The sequence below is a fragment of the Rahnella sp. PAMC25559 genome, assembly GCF_050632365.1.
GTDB lineage: Bacteria > Pseudomonadota > Gammaproteobacteria > Enterobacterales > Enterobacteriaceae > Rahnella > Rahnella rivi.
Genome location: NZ_CP192543.1, coordinates 2,558,128 through 2,580,843, shown reverse-complemented (window position 1 = coordinate 2,580,843; position 22,716 = coordinate 2,558,128). Strand labels below are relative to the sequence as shown.

Annotated in this window: 21 protein-coding genes and 4 pseudogenes; 16 read left to right on the top strand and 9 right to left on the bottom strand. The window is 44.9% G+C overall.

What is annotated here, in order from left to right; translation table 11 throughout:
- Positions 1-7 precede the first annotated feature (7 nt).
- On the bottom strand, positions 8-706 hold the full coding sequence (locus ACQZQY_RS13300) for an extensin family protein (RefSeq protein WP_217204694.1): 699 nt from the start codon (positions 704-706) through the stop codon (positions 8-10).
- A 262-nt stretch (positions 707-968) separates the two neighbouring features.
- Positions 969-1,187, bottom strand: a complete 219-nt coding sequence (locus tag ACQZQY_RS13295; protein ID WP_056779223.1) for a DUF7661 family protein — start codon at positions 1,185-1,187, stop codon at positions 969-971.
- Positions 1,188-1,767: 580 nt separating this feature from the next.
- Here ACQZQY_RS13295 and ACQZQY_RS13290 point away from each other — a divergent pair.
- Positions 1,768-3,426 (top strand): annotated as a pseudogene (locus tag ACQZQY_RS13290) (methyl-accepting chemotaxis protein).
- 133 nt (positions 3,427-3,559) lie between these two features.
- Here ACQZQY_RS13290 and ACQZQY_RS13285 read toward each other — a convergent pair.
- Positions 3,560-3,784: pseudogene (locus ACQZQY_RS13285) on the bottom strand (hypothetical protein); the annotation flags it as partial.
- Positions 3,785-3,834: 50 nt separating this feature from the next.
- Between ACQZQY_RS13285 and ACQZQY_RS13280 the strand changes: the two are divergent.
- Positions 3,835-3,972: pseudogene (locus ACQZQY_RS13280) on the top strand (phage virion morphogenesis protein); the annotation flags it as partial.
- 76 nt (positions 3,973-4,048) lie between these two features.
- On the opposite strand, the gene ACQZQY_RS13275 reads toward ACQZQY_RS13280, so the two are convergent.
- A complete protein-coding gene (locus tag ACQZQY_RS13275) occupies positions 4,049-5,263 on the bottom strand; it encodes a DUF3644 domain-containing protein (protein WP_431295770.1) in 1,215 nt (404 codons plus the stop codon).
- Between the two features lie 115 nt (positions 5,264-5,378).
- Between ACQZQY_RS13275 and ACQZQY_RS13270 the strand changes: the two are divergent.
- A pseudogene (locus ACQZQY_RS13270) lies at positions 5,379-5,721 on the top strand (phage baseplate assembly protein V); the annotation flags it as partial.
- A gap of 339 nt (positions 5,722-6,060) precedes the next feature.
- Here the strand turns inward: ACQZQY_RS13270 and ACQZQY_RS13265 are convergent.
- The gene (locus ACQZQY_RS13265; RefSeq protein WP_431295769.1) at positions 6,061-8,223 is read right to left on the bottom strand and encodes a hypothetical protein; all 2,163 of its coding nucleotides are present in this window, start codon (positions 8,221-8,223) and stop codon (positions 6,061-6,063) included.
- 6 nt (positions 8,224-8,229) lie between these two features.
- Entirely contained in the window at positions 8,230-9,099 is an 870-nt protein-coding gene (locus ACQZQY_RS13260; protein ID WP_431295768.1) for a phage repressor protein CI, read from the bottom strand.
- A gap of 117 nt (positions 9,100-9,216) precedes the next feature.
- Between ACQZQY_RS13260 and ACQZQY_RS13255 the strand changes: the two genes are divergently transcribed.
- From ACQZQY_RS13255 to ACQZQY_RS13205, 11 genes are all read left to right on the top strand, one after another.
- Positions 9,217-9,633 carry a hypothetical protein gene (locus ACQZQY_RS13255; protein WP_431295767.1) on the top strand — a complete coding sequence of 139 codons (417 nt, stop codon included), beginning with the start codon at positions 9,217-9,219 and terminating at the stop codon, positions 9,631-9,633.
- 31 nt (positions 9,634-9,664) lie between these two features.
- Positions 9,665-10,171: a phage regulatory CII family protein gene (locus ACQZQY_RS13250; protein WP_390975058.1), complete on the top strand. Its 507-nt coding sequence runs from the start codon at positions 9,665-9,667 to the stop codon at positions 10,169-10,171.
- Positions 10,172-10,173: 2 nt separating this feature from the next.
- Entirely contained in the window at positions 10,174-10,344 is a 171-nt protein-coding gene (locus tag ACQZQY_RS13245) for a phage filamentation protein Fil family protein (protein WP_431295766.1), read from the top strand.
- A 7-nt stretch (positions 10,345-10,351) separates the two neighbouring features.
- Positions 10,352-10,654, top strand: coding sequence for a hypothetical protein (locus ACQZQY_RS13240; protein WP_431295765.1), 303 nt, complete (start codon positions 10,352-10,354; stop codon positions 10,652-10,654).
- 66 nt (positions 10,655-10,720) lie between these two features.
- Positions 10,721-11,002, top strand: coding sequence for a DUF2732 family protein (locus tag ACQZQY_RS13235; protein WP_346636553.1), 282 nt, complete (start codon positions 10,721-10,723; stop codon positions 11,000-11,002).
- Positions 11,002-11,226, top strand: coding sequence for a TraR/DksA C4-type zinc finger protein (locus tag ACQZQY_RS13230; RefSeq protein ID WP_112168811.1), 225 nt, complete (start codon positions 11,002-11,004; stop codon positions 11,224-11,226). Before ACQZQY_RS13235 ends, ACQZQY_RS13230 begins: the two co-directional genes overlap by 1 nt.
- 79 nt (positions 11,227-11,305) lie before the next feature.
- The gene (locus tag ACQZQY_RS13225) at positions 11,306-13,567 is read left to right on the top strand and encodes a replication endonuclease (protein ID WP_431295764.1); all 2,262 of its coding nucleotides are present in this window, start codon (positions 11,306-11,308) and stop codon (positions 13,565-13,567) included.
- A gap of 111 nt (positions 13,568-13,678) precedes the next feature.
- On the top strand, positions 13,679-13,870 hold the full coding sequence (locus tag ACQZQY_RS13220; protein WP_414061389.1) for a hypothetical protein: 192 nt from the start codon (positions 13,679-13,681) through the stop codon (positions 13,868-13,870).
- A 337-nt stretch (positions 13,871-14,207) separates the two neighbouring features.
- A complete protein-coding gene (locus ACQZQY_RS13215) occupies positions 14,208-16,685 on the top strand; it encodes a BsuBI/PstI family type II restriction endonuclease (RefSeq protein ID WP_431295763.1) in 2,478 nt (825 codons plus the stop codon).
- Positions 16,686-16,823: 138 nt separating this feature from the next.
- Positions 16,824-17,405 (top strand): hypothetical protein, encoded by a 582-nt coding sequence (locus ACQZQY_RS13210; protein WP_431295762.1) that lies wholly within the window; start codon positions 16,824-16,826, stop codon positions 17,403-17,405.
- Complete coding sequence (locus tag ACQZQY_RS13205) at positions 17,406-17,720, top strand: hypothetical protein (RefSeq protein WP_431295761.1); 315 nt, start codon at positions 17,406-17,408, stop codon at positions 17,718-17,720.
- Between the two features lie 49 nt (positions 17,721-17,769).
- Here ACQZQY_RS13205 and ACQZQY_RS13200 read toward each other — a convergent pair whose 3' ends face one another.
- Genes ACQZQY_RS13200 through ACQZQY_RS13190 form a run of 3 tightly spaced genes read right to left on the bottom strand, consistent with a single transcriptional unit; the run spans position 17,770 to position 20,666 of the window.
- Entirely contained in the window at positions 17,770-18,783 is a 1,014-nt protein-coding gene (locus ACQZQY_RS13200; protein ID WP_431295760.1) for a phage portal protein, read from the bottom strand.
- Complete coding sequence (locus ACQZQY_RS13195) at positions 18,784-20,547, bottom strand: terminase ATPase subunit family protein (RefSeq protein ID WP_431295759.1); 1,764 nt, start codon at positions 20,545-20,547, stop codon at positions 18,784-18,786.
- Positions 20,544-20,666: a hypothetical protein gene (locus tag ACQZQY_RS13190; RefSeq protein WP_421670241.1), complete on the bottom strand. Its 123-nt coding sequence runs from the start codon at positions 20,664-20,666 to the stop codon at positions 20,544-20,546. The genes ACQZQY_RS13195 and ACQZQY_RS13190 overlap by 4 nt, the downstream gene beginning before the upstream one ends.
- A gap of 23 nt (positions 20,667-20,689) precedes the next feature.
- Here ACQZQY_RS13190 and ACQZQY_RS13185 point away from each other — a divergent pair, with 23 nt between their 5' ends.
- Positions 20,690-21,538, top strand: a complete 849-nt coding sequence (locus ACQZQY_RS13185; protein WP_431295758.1) for a GPO family capsid scaffolding protein — start codon at positions 20,690-20,692, stop codon at positions 21,536-21,538.
- A gap of 35 nt (positions 21,539-21,573) precedes the next feature.
- Positions 21,574-22,713, top strand: a complete 1,140-nt coding sequence (locus ACQZQY_RS13180; protein WP_131694541.1) for a phage major capsid protein, P2 family — start codon at positions 21,574-21,576, stop codon at positions 22,711-22,713.
- The last annotated feature ends 3 nt before the right edge of the window (positions 22,714-22,716 follow it).

The following is a 22,716-nucleotide window of genomic DNA, read 5'->3' as shown; positions in this document are numbered from 1 at the left end:
TCATCTATCAACGACAAAAACCAAACCAGCGCATGCCAAGGTGAAAATGATTGGCATGCGCTGCGTTGTAATCCGGCCCTATCGAGTTTCCGAAGTACGGACAGCTTTCTGAAAATAGTGCATGTATAAACTGTGCTTCATCACCGGATTGCGGCCACTGCTTTAAGACTGTCAGTTGCCGGCCATCTTTCAAACGAAACCCGGCGATATCCAGCGCTTCAGCGGTGGCATGCTCACTCAGCCGGGCATCAGGTTTGCTATAGATATTGCGACAGGCATAACTGCCTAAATGGTCGATGCGTGTAAGCGGTGAACCCAATTTCTCTGATGCCAGCGGTTTGGCAACCTGAGAAACATACATCGCGCTGCTCAGTGCCAGACGACAACTCGCCAGATAACTTGAACTGAGTGCCACATCTCCAAATCCCCTCACCCGCACGGGATTTTCCAGCGGGCACTTTCCCCCCATATTTTCTGCACGAGTAAACTGAATCGCACCGGATGATTGCGCGCGATCAAGCGCATCAAGACAGGCTTGCGGGTTACCGTCGAGACGACGGAGTTTATAGCGTGTAATGAGGTTGGGCGCATCGCTGACAGCCAGTGGCGCGAACGGGTTATAAGCCTGAGGAATACGGTCGCCAAGCCACAGGGCGCAGAGTATGGCGATAATGAAAATAACTATCGTGCCTGTCCAATATCGCATCACATTCCCTTTATCAGGCTTAAGTTCCTGTTAAAAAGATAGCGGTTATAAGCTCAATGTAAACCCGCTACTGCACGGGTTACATGTCGCCAGGCAAACTTACTTTGCTCTGACATAACCCTACATTCTGTTTGATACCTTAGATTCCGAAGACGAAGTTTCTTCTCCTGTGTCAACCGGGAACTGTCCTTCCCGATGTGTAAGACCCTCGCTTTACCCCTTTCAGCCCGCCCCGAGCGGGCTTTTTTTGTCCTCAACACGGTCACTCAACTCTAACCACATCAGGGTGCCGTTCACTCGCTGCCTCATGAAAAATATCCCCAAGCCAGCCGGGGATCTCACTCTCAGTCATTTCATCAGGAATGATAATTTCATAAAGCCGCGAGAACTTTCTTTCGGTGATATCCACGCGAAAAACCTGCCAGCCCTCAGGGACTTTTAAAACACCGAGGTATCTCCCGAAAACATTGTAAATCAACATGCTTCCTCCAATCAGATTCAACCAGGTATGGTTTCAGTAAAGCATAGCTTTGCGAAGCTGTTAATCATCGAGGAGCTTGCAGTAAAGGAAATAGGGTGCGGAAATGAGTTAGTGATCTCCTTCTGGCAGCTCTGCAGGCATTGAGTGCATGATTTCACATGGTGATCGCCCTGCTCACTTCTCCCCGCCACACCCGTGCTGGCGTGGATCACAACGGCTCGCGCAACCGCATCAAAAGCGACCTATAAAGCGGGCAGGCGTGACGGGGATAGCATTGCGCTCTATTAGGAAAATAATTTTCTTTAAGTATTCATTTTTTTAGCCCTTTAAGAACGAGATACAATTAGAATAAAAAAATTAACACTTCTACACGCTGAAATAATATTCATACTTTTCAACATGAAGGCCTCTTTTATTCATTTTTATTTTTTTAAATCACTAAACATCTCAAGATAAAAATAATATTGCCGATATCATTGTTAATAAAATATAAAACAACTGTCCTGGCTGTTATATAGATTATAAAAAATTCGCGGCTTTCTCAGGCGCAGTACAGTATCCAACACTTGAGGTATATAAAGTGAGATTCATAAGAGATATAAAAATACGAACAGCATTAATTACTATTCTCGTTACCTTTTCTTTTTTGTGGACTGGGGCATCATGTTTTGCGTTATACTCGCTTACTGAGTTGAAAGGGGAGCTTAGTCTTACTAATGTTCAGCAGCAAAACGGCGATATCATCAATAATGCCAATGCGCAGTATTATCGTGCTGTCACAGCATTAGAGCGTGCAATGATAGGTTTGGATAAGAATGAAAATGAAGTTTACGATCTAGAGTCAAAAGCAGCCCTTATCGAATTAGAAAGTCTTAAAAGTGGACTTAATCAATTTAAAAGCATTAGACATGGAAATCTAGACTCAAACACTGTGAATGCTATATATAACAGCTCGTTATCTCTTTTTAACGATGCTTTATCTCCGATGTACAAGTCAGCAATAGAAAAAAACACAGGTGTTTTCCAGTCTTTAAAAAATGATAAGTATCTTCCACTGAGAAGAAATTTTAGTAGTGCCATTGATAAATACAATCAAAAAATAATGACTCTTAATGCTGAGGCAAATCAGAGGATTACTCAATGGGTTCAATGGTGTCAGTATATACTTATATGTGCTTTGGGCGTGAGTGTTGTAATCATGCTAACGAGCGATCGTTATCTAGCAAACTTTCTCGTTAAACCATTAAATATTGTAAAAGCTCACCTTGAATCTCTGGCATCCGGTAAACTTGACAGCAAACTTTCTGACCAAGGTAAAAACTGTGTAGGCCAGTTAACTCCTTATATTAATAAGATGCAGACTAACTGGGCTAAAACGGTATACGACATACGAAATAGTGCTGATTCAATTTACAAAGGCTCAAGTGAAATTTCTATTGGAAATACCGATCTTTCATCCAGAACCGAAGAATAGGCTTCAGCACTTGAAGAGACTGCTGCCAGCATGGAACAACTTAGCTCAACTGTCCGACACAATGCAGATAATGCAACTCAGGCGAGTACTCTGGCAGATCAGGCAACTCGGGAAGCAAATCAAGGTGGCGATATAGTTAACGATGTTGTATCCACAATGATAAAGATTAATGCAAGCTCACATAAAATCGTCGATATTATTAGCGTGATCAACAGTATCGCTTTTCAAACCAACATCCTTGCACTTAACGCTGCCGTTGAAGCAGCGCGAGCCGGTGAGCAAGGTCGGGGATTTGCAGTCGTTGCCAGTGAAGTAAGAAGCCTTGCACAACGCAGTGGGCAAGCGGCAAAAGAGATTGGAGTGCTCATTAATGAATCGGTCGAGAACATTAAGTCCGGGTCAGAGCAAGTTACACTGGCTGGCGGAGCAATGGATAAAATAGTGAGTTCAGTCAGCCGTGTAAATGACATCATGAGCGAGATAGCTGCTGCATCATCTGAACAAAGCAAAGGGATAAGTCAAATTGGTATAGCTGTAGTTCAAATGGACAGTGTTACACAGCAAAATGCCGCACTGGTTCAGCAATCAGCTGCTGCAGCTGCTTCACTGGAAGAGCAAGCACGTCAACTCACAGAAATTGTCTCTGTATTTAAAATAGAATATGAAGCCCCTCTGTCTTCTTCAACAATTCCCGTTATCAGACCTAAAATACGAGAAAAAAACACCTTATTAGCCACAGAAACAGGTGGTTGGACCAAGTTCTAATGTTGGGCTCTTCTCTGAACATATGAGAAGAGCCACTCGCATCACTATTTTCATTTGTACATGTTGTATTTATATATATGAAATAAATTGCTGTTAGAAAAAATCGCTATTTATTATTTAGTAAGTGGCGAGTTTATCGTGTCCGGACGACTGAATAAATCACCCTTATATCAAACTCATAGTTAGCAAATGAAATGATTGTGCATATTGAGTTAATATATTTCATTGTATCCTGTAGCGGCCTCAGTTCATTCCATACGAACTCTTGCGCCGCCTTCTCCACCTCCCCAAACCCTCCGCCATTATCAGGAATGATGCCCATCGTCTGTGGCGGTACGCGACGCGCACTTAGCAAGTCTGACCAGCCCTCAGTGTAAGTATCCCGATTAACCGGGATACTTACACTGAGGCTCCAATAATGATGCGGTAGGAGAATTCAGCCGCAAAGTTCAACGGATGGCTGAAGTGCATCAATACGGTCTGCGAGATCGTCCTAGCGTCGGGGCAAAAAAAGTGCCTGATCCTGCGCGCCCATTGCTCGGTTAGGACGCCGAGGATATGAAAATAGTTGAAAATGGGCTAATTAACTTACTAATAAACTCGTAATCTATTTGGGTTTAAATTATTTCAACTGATAGTGTTTGTCCATTTCAGAAAAAATCCTGTCGCTATAAAACACCTTATGTATACTTTTGGGGTTTTTCGGATCTAACTTTCTTTCTTTGCAAAAAACCTCACCTTTTTCTTTAAGGTTTCTCATTAAGCCATTAAATTTTTCGTTGCGTTTGAAATCTGAGTATCTGCTCCACATTTTAGTTAAAAGCATTCCATAGGTTAATTTATGGTTTCTGAGTGAGTCTTCCTCTTTTATTTGGATTTCAGGTGCGTCTGGATCATCACTTAATCTAACTTGTAAAGCCTCATCATTAGACGTCTTGACGAATTTGGTCTCTAATCTCAATGAAATGCTAAAATCAGGATCGTCAGTCTCATCAAATTCGGACTCAACTGTTGAAAGATATCTTTTCAATTTCTCGCTGCTTTGAGGGTCTACACTAAAACTTTCCATATCACTAATATGAAATAAAGATAGTGGCATCAAATAGAAATTATATTTTCTAAAATCATAATCAAACCAGTTCATGCATAATGTCATGAGATTTTTTAGAGATGCTGTTCCAATGCACTGTATTTTTGTGCTTAACTCGGAGTCGCTGTGAACAAAATGAACAGAGTTATCTCTAATTTCAATTAGTAACTTAATGTTTTCCGCTACAACATTATTTATCATTCCAGTTGAGCAAAGTAGGTTCAATGCACGTGTCACAGTTATTGTCTTTGGTACACCTGCGCTAGTTAGTACAATGGTACCTTTAGACTTTTCATAAATACTTTCTTTGTTATCATTGTTAATCTCCAGAATTTTTGCTTTAAGCAATAACTCCCAAGAATTTATCATTAAGATGGAGAAATTTTCTTCACGAAACTTAAAGTCTGGCTTGTTATATACTTCAATGGCAGAAATACAAGCAGAAATTGATTTCTCAACAAGTAATTGATAGAAGCTGTTATTTAGAGCTTCGGTCTGACTGTGATGTTTTATGAAACTACTTTCATTATAGTTGTCAAAACGTTGAGTGATTATATATCCACGGTCGTTTCGTTTTAAAAATCCTGCCCAGCGTTTTGCAGAGTATGTCCTCACAGTTGATTGCGACCAGCCAGTCTCAACTGCAATATCATTTAAATTAAATGATTCTCCGCTTTGCCTAAATCGCTCAAAAAAACGGAAAGCTATAAGGACTTTTTCATTTTTATTATGTACTTGCTTATTCATTGAAGACCCATTCCTTTGTCAATAATCGCTCACGTTATCCTAGCACTATGTTGTTTGGTGTCTATGACAACGCCCACGAATGGCATCTTTCAGTGAAAATTTCATGCTTCTTATCATGAAAAATATCCCTCAGATATATGACATTACGCACCTGATGCGCAATCTGATCCGCACTGGCAACGTTGCCGAAGTGGATTTCGAGACGGCGACCTGTCGCGTCAATACTGGCGACAACGTCACCGACTGGATGCATTGGCTGACCTCCCGCGCGGGCTTTCCGTTCCTGGTGGGCACCGTCTGCCGGTGAACAGGTTCTGCTGTTCTGCCTGGGTGGCGAACTCGACACCGCCTTTGTGATGCCCGGCGTTTTCTCTGATGAATTTGCCGCCCCATCCGCTTCGGCGGATGCCGTACACGTTACTTTCCCTGACGGCACGGTGATTGATTACGAACCCAAAATCGTCAGCGAGGCGGCGGTGATGGAAAGCGATGCGCACTTCGCTCCCGATCACCTTAAAGACGCTATTTATCTGAAGCCGCTGGCTCAAATGGTTGGCGAAAAGTGGCGGCAGAAAGTCCGGATCAGTAAAACTAGGGGGAATTAAAATTGAGGTAAGCGCTTGTTTTAAATGCAAGTTATTGATTTAAAAACAGTCCAAAAAAAGACCGAATACTTGTATAAATCATTAAAATCAAGCAATTACAATTTAACTTGGCGACAAAATGGCTCTAAACTCATCGCCCTTAGTTATAATTATTTAGATTTTCTTGGTCGAAAAAAATCAGCTAGATATGTTTCACAAATTTATTATGATATTTTCAGGCCTTCCTAATTGCTGATAATACATTGTTTCAATTATTGGAAAATTAACAGCTAACAACTCAGACACTTCAGCTCTATTCTTACCTAACAAATCCCCAATCTCATTAATCAAGCAATCATGCCATTGATCACTTATCGAATAAATGGTATTGATAACTCTATTTTCAATTTTCTTTCTATCTTCCGAAGAAATTAAATTTAAAACCGTCTCAAAACCATCCAATATATCATATAAATAAGACACTTTCATAACAACACTAATAATAGTCCTCCAGTTAGTCACTTTGAATTTTTTTTCAGACAATATATTCAATAAATAAGCTATCTGCAGGAGGATTCGGATAACAAACAAAGTTGATTTTCTTGAGTCTACAGGCAAAAAAGTTCCTATAACACTTAATGCTCCAGCATACAGCAACCCATTGGCTACAGATGCATGTGAGCCACTCACAGGCGAGGTTGAGCATGCGCTGAGAATTACGATCATAGGAATTCTCGCTTGCCCTTTCAGTGACCATAAGTCTACCTGGCTATTACCGATATTAAGCCACCCATTAGATTCAACTCCACCATGCCCACCATGACAGTCAAATATTACCACATGGCCATCATAATCATTTAGAGCGGTTACTAATTCACTTTCACTTGAAACATCAATTTTATGAATGTTTAAGTGTGTGTTCTCAAGTTGTAAAAGGGCTTGGTTAAGATGCTCCCGAATAGGATCATTTTCTCTAAACGACCTAACAATCAAAATCTGATTTAAATCCTCAGAATTCAATTCAATTGTAGTTGCTAAAGCAGCATTTTGAAGAAACACATTACCAGGTGTAGTGTTTATTCTCGAAATCTCGTGACTAAACATCAGCGGTATGGAATTGAAGGATACCCATTCTAGTGGAACATCGCTGCACACGATAATTTTTGATGTTTTATCGTTAACAAAGTTTATTATTTCTGCGCTTAATGCTGACTTTATTAATTCAGTCACCTCAATGAATGCTCTCTGGAAAAGCGCACGTCCTTTAGCATCATCGCGATTGGATAGTGTTTCTAAATTTTTGAATTTTTTTGGATAAAAATTTATCGAGTTTGATAATCGAAGAGCGGGACAGTTATTTGTCAGCGCCAAGAATGATGCGGCTATCGTATTATATCTTAACTCTAATCTTCGCATTTCCATGATTGGGTGTATTAGTTCATCCTGATATATAGCTTGGGCTTCTTCATGACTTTCAACATCTTCGAAAACAATTCCTGAATAGTTTTTATTTCTAATGAGGTTGTTTTTAATGAAATTTCTTTTTTTTCTTGATGATAACTTCCTGTTTATAACACTCCAAAAGCTGTGATCCGTGTCATATAAAAACCCATATATTGATGGAGAATATAATATGACATCTGATTGAGTAATTGAACGATGTTCATCAGGGTAACATTCAATCATAACCCTCGATAACCTCAGCATCTCAGCGATGTAATTATCTTTATCTAAGCTTGGAGTAATATATTTCACCCCAATGAATTCATACCCACAACTGACAAGAACAGCCTCAAGAGGCACGGTGACATTATGATGAACACCTTCTTCATTTAATATTCTATCTGGGGACTGAGGATTTCGAAGTTCTCTTTTCAAAAGCTCTAAAAATGGCTCTTTATATGGCGAATCTTGAGTAGATGCAAATTGTATTTTTTCGAATATCATCTCATCAAAAATATAAGGAGAGTTTATGTTTTCTAAATTGAAATCTGTTTTATCAGTGTCACTTATAAGAACCGGATTAAAAACAAATTTTTTAGTGCATTCGAGCACCTTTTCTAAATGTTCTTCTAAACACGTAATAAATGTGAAAGGTGTATCGAAATAACCGGCAATTTCTTTAAAACTATCAAAAGATAGTAAGTATGTATTGTTTGATCTTCCAAGCATCCGTGAAGATAGAACTTCTGCAGGTGGCATGAATATTTCACAAACATCGCGTGGGTAAATCAAGGTCCTACATATAGATTCAGAGTACATAGGATTCATCAAAGGATAAATAAATCCTTGAAACGCAGATTGTTTTCTAACATCATCGACAACTGGCATTATGTAAATACTGCGAATAGCAGTGAGCGAGTGTTGTATATTCATAAAAAATCATTTCCCTATAATTGTTTTAATAACTACGCCGACACACAGCACTTCATTAATACCACATTCAAATTTCGAATTGGCGCCTGATAAAAGTAGTCTCCTCCCGGGTAAACGGGCGACATCATAAATATCATGTATGTCGTCAACACTTATTAATGCTTTACCATTTTCAAATGTATTTTTGCTAAAATCTACAATCCATGAGTTTCTATTCTTTTCGATATATCTCAAGTCATGGTGGTTTTCAGGTAAAAATGTTAAGTCTGAAATCCAAGTTCCCATTTCCTTCAGTATCCCAGAAGTGATGCTCATTTTTAAAATTGATACCGAGCTTTCACTTATATCTTTTGAAGAATAACCAATGGTGCCCGTAGCAAGCCAGTACAAGGAAGCCCCAGTATCAAGTGAACAAGCAATAACCACTTCGCTTGGAAAATACTTTCGACGAATCCAAGTACTGATAGTGCCAGTCGATATTCCCAAGTAGTCACTTAGTTGTTTCTGAGTATTAAAGCCATAGGCTTTGAGAATTCGCTCAAGAACGGTTTTCCCTCCAGAATGCAACATTCTTTCAATCAATAATTTGCCGCTAATTATTGAGGTAGTAAGACTTTTACGTGGGTGGAGTATCGAATTTTCATTAGATAAATTTGCATTTGCAAACACCCCCGTAACTAACCATTGGATATCTGCTCCGGTATCCAGCGCACACTGCACTAACACGTTCCCAGGAACCTGCCCACGCTGAAGCCAACTAGCAACATTGCTTTTCGCAATGCCGAGCTTATCACTCAGTTCTTTTTGCATCGTAAACCCATATGCCGAAAGGATTCTTTCTAGCACATTGGCCGCTACAGCATTTTCTAGACGCATTTTTTTCACCAATAAATCGCTAAAAGAGATTTACAGTTCAAATAAAGCGTTCTAAAGTGACAACACACCACATGTTACACAGTAGAACTCAAACTGCTCAAAGGGAGATTTTGCTTTATGTCTGACCAGAATGCAATTCAAGCGGCCATTGATAAGAAAGCCGTTTCTAAGGAACTGTTAAACTCTGTTGTTTCCCAACTCCTGCCTGCGTTGGAGTCAGCCCTATCTGCAACAATCGTGAACTCAATAAGTTTGCAACTGACCACCCTCGCCAACTCCCCGACAATTTCTAAGAAAGATTTTGCTGCAATCAACGGCATCAGCTCTGCAGTCCTCGAAAAGTGGATCGCGAATGGCGTCGTCCTGCTTGCACCAACGCCTTCAACCACAATCACCCAGCAACGCAAAAACCGAAAAACAGGTCAAATGCAAACTGTTGTTATGGAGCGTCATGGCAATGCGTTGATCAATCTCGAAGCTTGGCGTCAGAAGAATCGTCAGCAAGCCATCAAGTGCCGCTACATAAAGCCTTGAGTCAGAATATTCAAACAAGTAGGGACTAACAATGTTTGATTATCGTGTTTCCAAACACTATCACTTTGACGATGCATGCAAGGCTTTTGTGAATCGTCATAACCTCACCGAACTTGCGGCTCAGATGGGCACTAAGCCCCAGATTCTGCGCAATAAATTTAATCCGGAACAACCTCACAAACTCACTTGTGAGGAACTTTTGTTGATAACCGATCTCACCGAAGACGCTGTATTGCTCGACGGTATGCTGGCACAAATTAACTGCCTGCCTTCTGTACCCGTCAATGAAATCGCTACGTCTAACCTTTCAACCTACGCGCTACAAGCGACTGCAGCCGTGGGTTCGATCGCAGCTGATGCCGTAAAAGGCGGCGCAGTCAGCTCTCAGAGAAAAATGTCACTGCTAGCAGGCGTAAACGCTGGTATCAGGCATTTATCGCTGATCGGCCTGGTTGTACAAGGCCGAGTACATGCATCACCGGCACTGGCGTCTGCAGTGGGCGCTATCGCGAACGTGACGACTAACGGACTGCTGTGATCATGCCTATTTCAATCGCACCGCTTCTGAAGCAACAGAGTCCATCCCGTCATTTTGGTCATGGCTGGCTGGAAATGCCTGATGGAAATATATGGAACCCAGTAATCAAAAAGCGTCCCATTTGCCAGGCTAAGAAGAAAAGAAATACTGTCTTAAAACGTTTATTTATTTGAGGTGGCTATGTTTTTGGTTAATGAAGAACATATTCAAATTGGCAAAAAACATCTGTCAAAAATTAAACAGATGCTGGAACACAAAAAGAATGTAGCGCAGGAGACATTTGATACTCAGCCGCTGCATATGCGTAAAACAATCTGCTTTCACGCTGGTTTAAAACAGCGACATGTTGATATGAAGTATGCAGAGTTATCGCCAACAGAAAGGCATCAAGTGGTTGCAGCATTGAATTCTTTACTCGGATTGACTGAATCACTGCCCAAATTCATCAGTGAAGATGACTGCAAGATAAATATTAAACACTAACCCGAAACCGAATTAACAGGCGTCAACTCGCCGGGCATTCTTTTGCCTAAAAAACAGGAAAACACTATGAACAACATCATCAATAAATCTCGTCGTGGCTTTACTGGTTTACCGGTTACCGGTTTCGATATGACGTCAGCAGCTGAAGGTGATTACACCGCTGAACTCACACTGATGCTGAACTCCGTGCGTAACGAAGAACGCGCCAATCGTGCTGCAGTATTTGCTTCCCGTCTTGAGGCTATTGCCAGTTTCATCACCAAAAAGGAAATGACCGGCATCGAAGCCGCCGAAGCTTTGCGTGACGAAGCTACCCGCATTCAAAATGAAGCCGGAGATTTTCACTGATGGCAGATGTAATCGACGCTGCACAAGAACGTGCTGACCTGATTCTCACGTCTCAAATTCAAGCTGCCCGGGCATCTGTAGCAGGCGTTTCCGCGATGTTCTGCATTGAGTGTGATCGTCCCATTCCCGAAGAGCGCCGCGCAACTCTGCCAGGCGTTGAGCTTTGCGTGTACTGCAAAGAAATTGCTGAGATGACAGCCAAACATTATCGAGGGGACAAATGATAATTCTCTCGATAGCGTTGATCATTCTGGCCGGCATTAATGCTGGCTATCTGATCACTGATATCAAAGATGGTCTGTAATGCTGACCAGCCGCTTTAATCCTTCCACTGGAACGCCCGACGTATGGGCGTTCTCCTGGAATAAACCCCTCTCCCCGATCGTGCCTCAAGAAAGACCGAGACCGCTTACCCGTGATGAATACCATCAGGGGCAAGCCGTTTTAATCAGAGTAAAAAGTCTCTCGAAGGATCTGCGCGAAATCGTCACTGGCCGTTACGCATACCTGCTTAAAACCCAGGGGATTATCGCTGCCTACAAATACCTGATTTACACTCTGGGGCGCAGCATCCTGCCGCGTGTTGATGCAGTTAATTCAGCTCACACAATGAATGCTGATGCCTCCATGAGATTTATGTCAGAGGCAGATACCTATCACGGGCTGCCGAGTATGACTGATAAGCCACTCCGCAGGTTTGCTCAGGACATCGCGCGACAACTCAAAGACATCTTTGAAGACCGTTGCGAACAGTTGCTAACTCAATACCACGGTGATAACGCGATTCTTTTCGACCGTGATACGCAGTGTGAACTTTATGGCGAAATCGCGGGTATGGCTCAGGCCTTCAATGTCAGGCCGATGCACTGGACAAGGTACCTCAAGGATAAGCTTGATACTGTCTCCGCCATAGCTGGCCTGTCTCGCTTGGTTAATCCTGAATGGTGGCTAAGTCAGCTCAAAGGCCAGCGCACCCGCTGGCGTGAATCCTTGCTGATCGCAATCGGCAAGGTTAATCGCGACGCTTCACCTTATGCGAGTAAGCAGGCTATCCGTGAAGTACGTGCGCGACGTCTTTCCAATCTCGACTATCTGAAAAGCTGCGACCTGGAAAACATCGAAACCGGCGAGCGTTTCAGTCTGATCGACAAAGTGATGGCGAGTATTTCTAACCCTGAAATCCGCCGCATGGAGTTAATGAGCACGATCGCCGGCACCGAAAAATATGCCGCTGCAAATGGCGACGTCGGGATGTTCCTGACTATCACCACCCCTTCCAAATATCACCCGACCCGCATGGTGGGTAAGGGCGATAAAAAACGCGTTCAGCGAAATCACGCCTGGGACAAAGAAGCCTATACGCCGAAAGATGCACAGCGCTATCTGTGCGGTATCTGGAGCAAAATGCGCACCGCGTTCAAGGATAGCGGCTTGTCCGTTTATGGGATGCGCGTTGTCGAACCTCACCACGACGCGACGCCGCACTGGCACATGATGTTATTCACCAAGCCCGCTATGCGTCAGCGGGTGATCGATATCATGCGCAAATACGCCATGAAAGAAGACAGTGACGAACGCGGCGCAGCTAAAAACCGCTTTGACTGTAAGCATCTCAACCGTGGCGGCGCGGCTGGCTACATCGCCAAATACATTGCAAAGAACATCGACGGTTACGCATTGGAAGGCGAGCGCGACCACGAGACCGGCGAGTTGCTGACAGACTCCGCTGCCGCTGTTACGGCCTGGGCTGCTACCTGGCGCATCCCTCAATTCCACCCTATAGGTCTGCCAACGATGGGTTCATACCGCGAGTGTCGCCGTATCCGTTCCATCAGCCTGGCTGAAACCTTTGACGAAGAAGTCGAAGCCGTACGCGCAGCTGCTGATGCCGGTGATTTTATGGCGTATATGGTGGCTCAAGGCGGCGCGAATGTTCCACGTGAAGATCAGACCGTTCGTGTGGCTCGTCGGGTTGCTGCTGAACTGAACGCCTACGACGAAGAAGTGAAAAAGGTTGTTGGCATTTTTGCCCCTCACCTCGGCGACTCTCGTGTTTATGAAACCCGTACAACGCAATGGCGCATCGTTTCTTCTGCTGTTGACGTTGAGGTTTTGACCTCAAAAAGCGCCCACGGCGCGCCTCGGAGTCCTGTCAATAACTGTGGGTTGGGAGGAAACAAAACGGCCGCAAATAGGCGCGATAACCCTCCTGGGAGCGTCACCACTGCGAGCACTTCTGACAACTTGCGAGTTATTGATTGGACAGACACTGCCGCCGTGAAGGCGATTGTGGCGCGTATACGCGAAGAAACACCGAGGATCAGCAAAGCTCAGCGTAGTTCTGACCCGACAAAAAGGCGTGTTGCAGCTCCTTCTGCCAGATTGACCCCGCAGGAACGGGACAGATTGCCTCAGATTCAACAAGAGTTGCTTAAACACGACATCAGACCGGAGAAGTGGGAGCTGGAGGCCTTAGTCAGGGGGGCAAAAATCACTTTTGGAGACGTTGAGATCCAATACCCTCCGCTGCAGGATTGGGCAGAATTTTATGGGAATGATAACTGATTAAGTATTCATCAGAACTATGGCTCGACCATTAACATGCAGTTTTTTATGGAATTTGTTAAAGAATGGACATATTATACTGTACAAATAACCAGTGCATTGGAGTGAGTAATGGAATCCTCTCATGAGCTAAAAATGGCTTTGACTAAAATCCGGCTAATGGCTGACATCGCACAATCAGCCCAGTGCAGAAATGATGAGTACGCACTGGTTATGGAAATGATCTCTGATATGGCTGATCAGGTATTGGATGAAGAGGAAGCCACGTATACGCCCTTCACGGTTTACGACGACGAAGAATAGCCTGGAACATCGGGTGATCCCCTTTTAGCAGCTCTGCATGCATTGAGTGCATGATTTCGCATGGTGATCGCCCTGCTCTTTTCTCCCCGCCACACCAGTGCTGGCGTGGATCACACCGGATGGCGCAACTGCATCAAAAGCGACCTATAAAGCGGGCAGGCGTGGCGGGGATAGCATTGCGCGCGGAGGAAGGAAAAATAGTTTTGCGCGTATGAATCAAAGATGGTTTTTTTTCATAAGCATGCCAGATATGATCACTTAAGATGTGGGCTAGGCATATCACCCTAGCATCACCTTTCGATTAAGCGAAGAGCGACTAAGCATAAGAGGTAGAGGTTTGACAGTACTAGCTGTGGTAGACAAACTCCGAATTCAAGCGAACGCGGTACTTGATAAAGATACTAAAGGGGAGCTTGGGCAGTTCTTTACATCCTCACCTATTTGCCTGTTCATGGCCTCACTATTTAACAAGCTTGGAGGTGACATTACAGTTCTTGATCCTGGTTGTGGTCCAGGGTCGTTGACAGCAGCCTTTACAGATGAAGTCATACGTCGAGGTGAAGCCCAGAGCCTAAAAGTAGATGCGTGTGACATCGAAGCAAAAGTGGAACCTTTTTTAGCTGATGCTCTTGCTCTTTGCAAAGCTTCACTCTCAGATGCAGGGGTTAATGTCGAGACACGATTAGAAAGAGAGGATTATATTCTCAACTCGGCGCAAATAGGAAACATCACGCCTAAATATACTCACTGTATAATGAACCCTCCTTATAAGAAAATTTTAAATTCAAGCCCACATCGCAAGGTTTTGAGTTCCTTAGGAATCGAAACCGTAAACCTCTATGCTGGATTTGTAGCCTTGGCTATTAAACAACTTCTCCCAAACGGAGAGCTTGTTGCTATTATCCCTCGATCATTTTGTAATGGACCATATTATCAAAACTTTCGTGAGATTATATTCAATGAGACAGCTATAAAGCACATTCACATATTTGACAGTAGAACTCATGCGTTCTCAGAAGATGATGTCCTCCAAGAAAATATAATCATCCATTTAGTGAAAAACGAGGCGCAGAGCAGCGTTAAAATAACTTCTAGCCCAACCTCTGATTTTGTTATCGACGACGAGAGTAATACCGTAACAACCAATGACATGACAGTACGAGAAGTGTCTTTTGATGCGCTTGTTAATCCTCACGACAAAGATAAATTCATACATATTGCAGCTAACAATCGTGACCAAGTAATTATTGACACTTTGGGTATCTTTAATAAAAGTTTAACAAGTCTGAATATAAGTGTCAGTACAGGTCCTGTTGTTGATTTCAGGCTTAAACCAGACTTGAGAGAAAATATTGACTCTTCGTCGGTACCACTTATCTATCCTGTCCATTTGAACGACAAGGTTGAATGGCCAAAAAAATCTAAAAAACCAAATGCTATAAACATTTCTGAACAATCCCGGCCATGGCTATGGAAAAATTCTGGTTACTTTGTAATCGTTAGAAGATTCAGCTCAAAAGAGGAAAAACGCAGGATCGTTGCTACTGTTTACGAGGGCGATCTACCTGGCGAACTAATTGGATTTGAGAATAAACTTAACGTTTATCATATTGAAAAATCAGGTATGGAACGTGAACTCGCTTACGGATTAAGCACATTTTTGAATTGTACCTTACTCGATAAGTACTATCGTCTTTTTGGTGGACACACGCAGGTTAATGCCACTGATTTAAAAAATCTACACTATCCAAATCGTGAATCGCTTTGCGCCATTGGCTCAAAGATATTAAATGGTGCAATTAATCAAGAAAGAATCGATGAGGCCGTAAATATGGAAATAAGCAGTTTAACTAACAATCAAGGATATAATCCGCTCTCACCTCAAGAAAAGATAGACCAAGCACTTGAAATTTTAAGGTTACTTGGTATGCCTAGAGCACAACAAAATGAACGTTCAGCATTGACTTTCCTTGCCCTCTTGAATCTACGACCCGAAGGCAATTGGCAAGAATTAGAAAAACCAATGATCGGCGTTACACCAATTATGGATTGGTGTCGGGATGTATATGGAAAAGAGTACGCTCCTAACACGAGGGAAACATTTAGGCGCCAAACTCTCCATCAGTTCGTTGATGGCGGCCTTGCCTTATATAATCCCGATGAGCCAAACCGGGCAGTTAATAGCCCAAAGGCATGTTATCAAATCGCAACAGAGTTATTCGATACCTTAATAACATACGGAACTACAGATTGGGAAAAAGCCAGCAACGAGTGGCTTTCCAAAAAAGAAACGCTTGCCGCAAGATATGCTATGCATAGAGAAATGCAGATGATTCCGCTAACTCTCGATAATGGCAGGGAAATTCTTCTTAGCCCAGGGGATCATAGTCAGCTAATCCACGACATTGTTACAGAATTTGGACCACGTTTTGCCCCAGGATCTGAAGTAATTTATCTTGGCGATACTGGAGCTAAAGAGGACTTCTTTCGTAAAGAAATGCTTAAAGAACTGGGAGTCGTGGTCGATAGGAAAGGCAAGCTTCCGGATGTAGTCCTCTATTGGCCTGCGCGAAACTGGCTAATATTAGTGGAATCAGTTACTAGCCATGGGCCGATCGATAGTAAAAGGCACGGTGAGTTATCAAAGCTTTTCGAAGATGCCAAACCAGGGTTGGTCTATGTTTCAGCATTTCCTAATAAGAAAACCCTCACCAAATTTTTTAGTGAGTTAAGTTGGGAAACGGAAGTATGGGTTGCAGAAGCACCTACGCATATGATTCATTTGAATGGTGATAGATTCCTAGGTCCTCATTGATTCGTTCAATCAGTAGAGAGTAAAAGCTCTACTGATTCCCTTTTGTTTTTAACCAATTGAGAACAGCAATTGCAATAGGGATATGTTTAATTTATCATAAACAGATACTAATTTTTCTTAAACAGGGTTCACTTAGAAATGGCTTGTTTATCTGAAAAAAGCATTCTCAGCAGTAAAGTCATTCATTGGCTATTGCTAGGAATAATAATAATTTCTTTTTTACTGTGTATTTGTATTAACCCATCATCTTGGATTGACACTCCTTCTCGCTTCGGGACACTGGGTTTTTTCATTACCCTATATGGTGTTTTATTTGCCGCAGTAGAGCTAATTAGATTAAAATCAGCAGCTATTCAGGCCACAAATGCAGCACAAAATATTTTTAAGCAGATAAATACGGTGTATACTACTCGTGATATTTCTGAATGCCAAGGGAAGATAGAAATGGCAATTATAAACCTTGACAATGGATTACTTATTGCATCTAGCAATCTTCTTAGTATAACAAGAACTTACTCTCAAATTTTCACTGAAGAAATGAACCAAGAAGATTCTCGTCACAGGCTCAACAAGTCTTATATTGAATCATATACGTTCAATCCTTCATCTATAAATACGCACAGCAGTCCTAATGTTAAATTGACACGTAGTGCCTTACTAGCTATTGCTTCCGATCTGGCCGCCTTGCAGGGCAAGTCAAATAAATTAATGGAGCCCTAAATGATTCCTTTAAAATTGAAAAGTTTCATCCTAAAAGTCTTAAACAACACTGAAGATGATAGCTTAAAATGGATTGAGGCTGATAACGAAGCTTATTTTTGCAATCATAAAAACCATACACTGCATATATCTCAATACTTCGACCCAGATCGAGAAGAAGGTTATTTCAAATTCATAATTAAAACCTCAGGTAAAATAACTCCATTCTCAGTATATGATGATGAGGATGACTATATTCTTATGAGAAAGTTATGGTCTGCTATAATTGTTAATGCTAATGATATTAGTGATGATTTAGAGAATTTTTTTGATTGATTAAGTTAGGGACAGAACATGTCCCCATACTTGAAAAATATCCATTTTATTAAAATGAATACTTTTCAAAATTTATCACGCCATTTTTCAATATGGTATTAACCTCCTTCATCCTTTCCTGCAGCGGCGTCAGCTCGTTTCTAACGAACACCTGCGCCGCCTTCTCCACATCACCAAACCCTCCTGCATTATCAGGAATGATCCCCATCATTTGCGGCGGAACGCGGTGCGCGCTCAGCAGGTCGTCACGGCTGGATTTCTTAATGTTGAAGAAATCATCCTTGGTGGCGACTTCACTCAGCGGCAGGATCTGAATGCCGTCTTTCTTGCCGTTCGGCGCGTACATGAACAGGTTGCGGAAGTTGCCCAGGCCTTTGGTATCACGCATAGCCTTACGCATTGAATCAATATCACTGCTGCTTTGCGCGGCGTCGGACATATACAGGATGTAGCCTGCGTGAGCGCCGTTCTGGTAATACTTACGGCGGAACAAAGTCGCGGCCTCATTCAGCCAGGCAGAGTTCAGCGCGCTGAGGTATTCGGGCAGGCCGTAAATCTCCTGGTTAATGTCCGGTTCGATCAGATGAAAGATGCTGCCTGCTGCGAACTGGTGCAGTTCCTTCCAGCCTTGCACAAACCAGTACGTCCCCTCTTCCACTCCGCGACGCACATATTTAGCTGGCACGGCCTCAAAGCGTAACGGTTCGCCGAGTTGGTTGCGGATCAGTTCCAGGTACGCATTCCCGAACACCAGATAGTCTAGCGCAAATTTGCTGAACTCCTGCTGGCTCAGCAATGGATGCGGGATAAATGTCGAGGCGAGGATATTACGCTTCACGTAAATCGGTGAGCTGTGGTGAACTGCGGCGCGCAGGCTGCGGGCAAGGCCGTCGAAACTCACAGGTGGCTCATACCAGCGGCCGTTGCCGGTGCACTCGATGTAATCCAGAATCTCGCGGCGGTCTAACACCGGCGTCGGATCACCAAAGCTGAACACCTCCGCCCCCTGCTGGCTTTCAGCTGACGTGGTCTGCGTTGTTTTACGGTATTTGCGCTTACTCATTTAATAGAACTCCAGAATGTTCGGGCTTTGTCCACCATTGGCGGCGGTCAGCGGTTCGTTTAACAGGGCGTGCATGATTGCCCAAGCGACGTCGGCGTGGCTGGCCTCTTCACTGCGGCTGGCTTCGTAGGTTGAACGGTTGCCGCTGGCGGTCATCGTTTTGCGGATCGCCATAAACGACGCGGTGATGTCGGTATGGCCGGTGTCATATTCCAGGCGGCCGGAGCTGATGGTGTCTTTTGCTTTGAGTACCAACGCGGTTTTCACTTCGGGGCTGTAACGGATCTCACGCGCCGCAGGAAAGAACTGCTGCACAAGTTGGAATACACCCTGTCCGATGCCAGTCGCATCGATGCCGATGTACTCAACGGCATAACGATTGGTGAGTTCCTCGATGCTTTTGGCCTGCGCGGCAAAGTCCATGCCTTTCCATTGGTGACGCTCGAGCACGCGGAACTTGCCGCCGGAAACCACTGGCGGAGCGATGACCGCGCAGCCTGCGCTGTCGCCGGTGTGCGACGGGTCGTAACCAATCCACACGGGACGATAGGCAAACGGTCGTTTCAGGTACGGGTCGAAGTCTTCCCACTCGTCCAGGCTGTCCACCATGCATCCCTGCAACTCGGCGAACGGGAACACAGAAGCTTGATCGTCCACGAACTCACACATCAGCAGGTTTTCATATTCAGCGGGGCTGTATTCCAGTTGCAGCTGTTCCAGGTCGAACAGGTTACAACCGCCTGACAGCGCATCTTCCACCGTCACAATCTGCCGCCACTGGCCGTCATCGCACAGCACACCTTTTGACAGGTGCGCATGCGTCAGATCCAGGTCAATCCTGTCGGCTTTGTTGCGACGGCCTTTGTTGAACAGTTCGCCCGACCAGAACGGGTAGGCGCTGTGTGCCAGACTGGATGGCGTGGAAAAGTAGGTGCTTCGCCATTTCTTATGCAGCGACATGCCGGAGGCGACTTTGCGCAGCTCCTGAAACTTGGGGATCCAGAAGTATTCATCCAGGTAAAGATTGCCGGTGTAGCTCTGCGCAGTTCGGACGTTGGTACCTAGGAAGATCAGCCGTGCGCCGTTCGGCAGCACAATCGGGTCGCCTTTTAAATCGACATCGACCTGTCGGGCAAAGTCGATAATGTAGTTTTTAAAGACGTGCGCCTGCGCCTTACTGGCTGACAGGAAAATCTGATTCCGTCCGGTGGTCAGCGCATCAATCAACGCTTCCCGGGCAAAGTAGAAGGTTGCGCCAATCTGGCGGGACTTGAGGATGTTGCGAATACGGTGCTGTAATCCGGCCTGATGCCATCCACGTTGATATTCGAACGATGTATCGATAAAGATATCGCCGAGTTTTTCGATCGCTTCATCACTGAACACATTCTTATCGGGTGCCTTTCGTTCACCCTTGTTGCGGTTCGCGACGTTCGGGTTTAAATCAGCCTCGCTGCGGGTGTGGTTGTAACGGTTCACCCTTGCCAGGCGTTCAATCTGTCGCCCTAACAGGTCGATCTCTTTGTAGTCCTTCCCCTCCTTCACATCTTTCATGACGAGTTGGATCAGCCGCGCTTCCATGCTGGTTTCCACGCGAGAAATGGGCGCAATGGCCTCCCACTGATCGCGAGTTTTCCAGCTCTGCACGGTCGGCGTTTTTTGGCTCAGCATCTCCCCGATTTGCCGCACAGAAAAACCCTGCCAGTAAAGCAGTGCCGCCTGTCGGCGCGGGTCGCTGATGATGGTGGAGTTTGAAATATTCATGCCGCCACGTTACCGGCCAGACAGCCGTTTTTCGCGCTGCCCACGTTGTGCCATCGGGCAACAACCTGCATCGGCTGGCGGCCTGCGGTGACTGTCTGGAAACTAACTCCCGTTCTCAACACTCATTACCGGAGTCAGTCACATGGCAAAGAAAGTATCGAAATGGTTCCGCATCGGGGTCGAAGGTGACACCTGCGACGGACGTGAAATTGATGCTAACGACATCAAGCAAATGGCGGAGACATACAGCGCGAAAGCCTATGGCGCCCGCGTCAATCTAGAGCACATCAAAGGCGTATTACCGACCAGCGATTTCCGCCGTTATGGCGACGTGATCCAGCTGAAAGCTGAACAGATTGATGACGCGGCTGAACCGCTACTGCATGACAAATGGGCGCTGTACGCGATGATCAGCCCGACCGCGGATTTAACACAGATGGTCGGCGACGGGCAGAAGGTTTACACCTCGATGGAGATCAAACGTAACTTCGCCAATTCCAATAAATCCTACCTGGTCGGTCTGGCCGTCACCGACGACCCCGCAAGCCTCGGCACTGAAATGCTGGAGTTTAGCCGCAAAGCCAAACAGAACCCGCTCGCCGGTCGTAAAACCGATCCGGACAGCCTCTTCACGGTTGCCACCGAAGCACTGATTGAGTTTGAAGATGCACCGGAAACAGCACCTTCTCTTTTCGCGCTGGTGAAACAAAAGCTTTCACGTAAACAGGCGTCCGACGATGCCCGCCTGGCCGATGTTCACGAAGCTGTCAGTGAGGTAGCTCAATACGCTCAGACCGAAATTGATAAGCATGAAACCAGCCTGAACGATCTGCTGAGCCGCGTCGATACCCTGGAAAAATCCACCGCTGCCGAACATGACGCCCTCACTGAATTGAAAGGCAAGCTTGCGCAGACACCGGCGCAGAACTTTAACCAGCGCCCACACGCAACCGGCGGTACAGGCGCTGACGAGACAGTGACCGACTGCTGATCCGACATCTTTAATTCACCCTCAGGAAATAAGTCATGAAAAAAGAAACGCGCTTTAAATTTAATGCGTTCCTCTCCCAGCTAGCCAAACTCAACAACGTTGACGTCGGTACGCTGGACAAGAAATTTAACGTCGAGCCGTCCGTCACCCAGACGCTGATGACCCGATTACAGGAATCCTCAGAGTTTCTGACCCGTATCAACATCATTCCGGTGGACGAAATGATGGGCGCGAAAGTGGGTGTCGGCGTAACTGGCACGATTGCCAGTACCACCAACACTGACGCCGGTGATGAACGTGAAACGGCTGATTTCACCAAGCTGGATCAGGAAGGCTATCACTGCACCAAAACCAACTACGACTTCCACTGGATGTACAGCAAGCTGGATTTGTGGGCGCGCTACAACGATTTTCAGACCCGTTTGCGTGACGCCATTATTAAGCGTCAGGCACTGGATCGCATCCTGGTCGGCTTTAACGGTGTTTCCCGCGCACCAACATCTAACCGCGTTCAGAATCCTCTGTTGCAGGATGTCGGTGTGGGCTGGCTGCAAAAATACCGCCTGAATGCCCCGACCAAAGTGATGGGCATGATTGTCGCCGAAGACGGTACCGTGACCAATGAGGCGGTGAAAGTCGGTGGCGAAGGTGAGTACAAAAACCTCGACGCGCTGGTCTTTGATGCGGTGAATGAACTGATCGACCCAATCTATCAGGACGACACCGAGCTGGTGGTGATCTGTGGCCGCAAGCTGCTCGCAGATAAGTATTTCCCGCTGATCAACAAACAGCAGCCAAACACTGAGGCGATGGCCGCCGACCTGATTGTCAGCCAGAAACGCATCGGCAATCTACCCGCCGTTAGGGTGCCTGGCTTCCCTGCTAACGCCATGTTGATCACTCGTCTGGATAACCTGTCCATTTACTGGCAGGACGGCACGCATCGCCGCCACGTTGAGGAAGTGCCTAAGCGTGACCGCATCGAAAACTACGAATCCATTAACGAGGATTACGTAGTGGAAGATTACGGCTGCGGCTGTCTGATCGAGAACATCGAAGTGACAGCCGGAGAAGATGACGCCTCTGATAAGGCCGAACTCAGCAAATTCACCTCGGCGATCGTTGATGCCATCAAAACTGCATCCGGTACCACCGCACCGGCAGCTCAGGAGTAAGCC

Excerpts from the sequence above, each read along its gene's own strand:
- ACQZQY_RS13240 (WP_431295765.1), top strand. The coding sequence starts at position 10,352 with ATGTTTTTGGTTAATGAAGAACATATTCAAATTGGCAAAAAACATCTG.
- ACQZQY_RS13210 (WP_431295762.1), top strand. The coding sequence starts at position 16,824 with ATGGCTTGTTTATCTGAAAAAAGCATTCTCAGCAGTAAAGTCATTCAT.
- ACQZQY_RS13200 (WP_431295760.1), bottom strand. The coding sequence starts at position 18,783 with ATGAGTAAGCGCAAATACCGTAAAACAACGCAGACCACGTCAGCTGAA.
- ACQZQY_RS13265 (WP_431295769.1), bottom strand. The coding sequence starts at position 8,223 with ATGAATATACAACACTCGCTCACTGCTATTCGCAGTATTTACATAATG.
- ACQZQY_RS13245 (WP_431295766.1), top strand. The coding sequence starts at position 10,174 with ATGCCTATTTCAATCGCACCGCTTCTGAAGCAACAGAGTCCATCCCGT.
- ACQZQY_RS13300 (WP_217204694.1), bottom strand. The coding sequence starts at position 706 with ATGCGATATTGGACAGGCACGATAGTTATTTTCATTATCGCCATACTC.
- ACQZQY_RS13295 (WP_056779223.1), bottom strand. The coding sequence starts at position 1,187 with ATGTTGATTTACAATGTTTTCGGGAGATACCTCGGTGTTTTAAAAGTC.
- ACQZQY_RS13255 (WP_431295767.1), top strand. The coding sequence starts at position 9,217 with ATGTCTGACCAGAATGCAATTCAAGCGGCCATTGATAAGAAAGCCGTT.
- ACQZQY_RS13205 (WP_431295761.1), top strand. The coding sequence starts at position 17,406 with ATGATTCCTTTAAAATTGAAAAGTTTCATCCTAAAAGTCTTAAACAAC.
- ACQZQY_RS13235 (WP_346636553.1), top strand. The coding sequence starts at position 10,721 with ATGAACAACATCATCAATAAATCTCGTCGTGGCTTTACTGGTTTACCG.
- ACQZQY_RS13250 (WP_390975058.1), top strand. The coding sequence starts at position 9,665 with ATGTTTGATTATCGTGTTTCCAAACACTATCACTTTGACGATGCATGC.
- ACQZQY_RS13220 (WP_414061389.1), top strand. The coding sequence starts at position 13,679 with ATGGAATCCTCTCATGAGCTAAAAATGGCTTTGACTAAAATCCGGCTA.
- ACQZQY_RS13225 (WP_431295764.1), top strand. The coding sequence starts at position 11,306 with ATGCTGACCAGCCGCTTTAATCCTTCCACTGGAACGCCCGACGTATGG.
- ACQZQY_RS13260 (WP_431295768.1), bottom strand. The coding sequence starts at position 9,099 with ATGCGTCTAGAAAATGCTGTAGCGGCCAATGTGCTAGAAAGAATCCTT.
- ACQZQY_RS13275 (WP_431295770.1), bottom strand. The coding sequence starts at position 5,263 with ATGAATAAGCAAGTACATAATAAAAATGAAAAAGTCCTTATAGCTTTC.
- ACQZQY_RS13230 (WP_112168811.1), top strand. The coding sequence starts at position 11,002 with ATGGCAGATGTAATCGACGCTGCACAAGAACGTGCTGACCTGATTCTC.
- ACQZQY_RS13185 (WP_431295758.1), top strand. The coding sequence starts at position 20,690 with ATGGCAAAGAAAGTATCGAAATGGTTCCGCATCGGGGTCGAAGGTGAC.
- ACQZQY_RS13195 (WP_431295759.1), bottom strand. The coding sequence starts at position 20,547 with ATGAATATTTCAAACTCCACCATCATCAGCGACCCGCGCCGACAGGCG.
- ACQZQY_RS13180 (WP_131694541.1), top strand. The coding sequence starts at position 21,574 with ATGAAAAAAGAAACGCGCTTTAAATTTAATGCGTTCCTCTCCCAGCTA.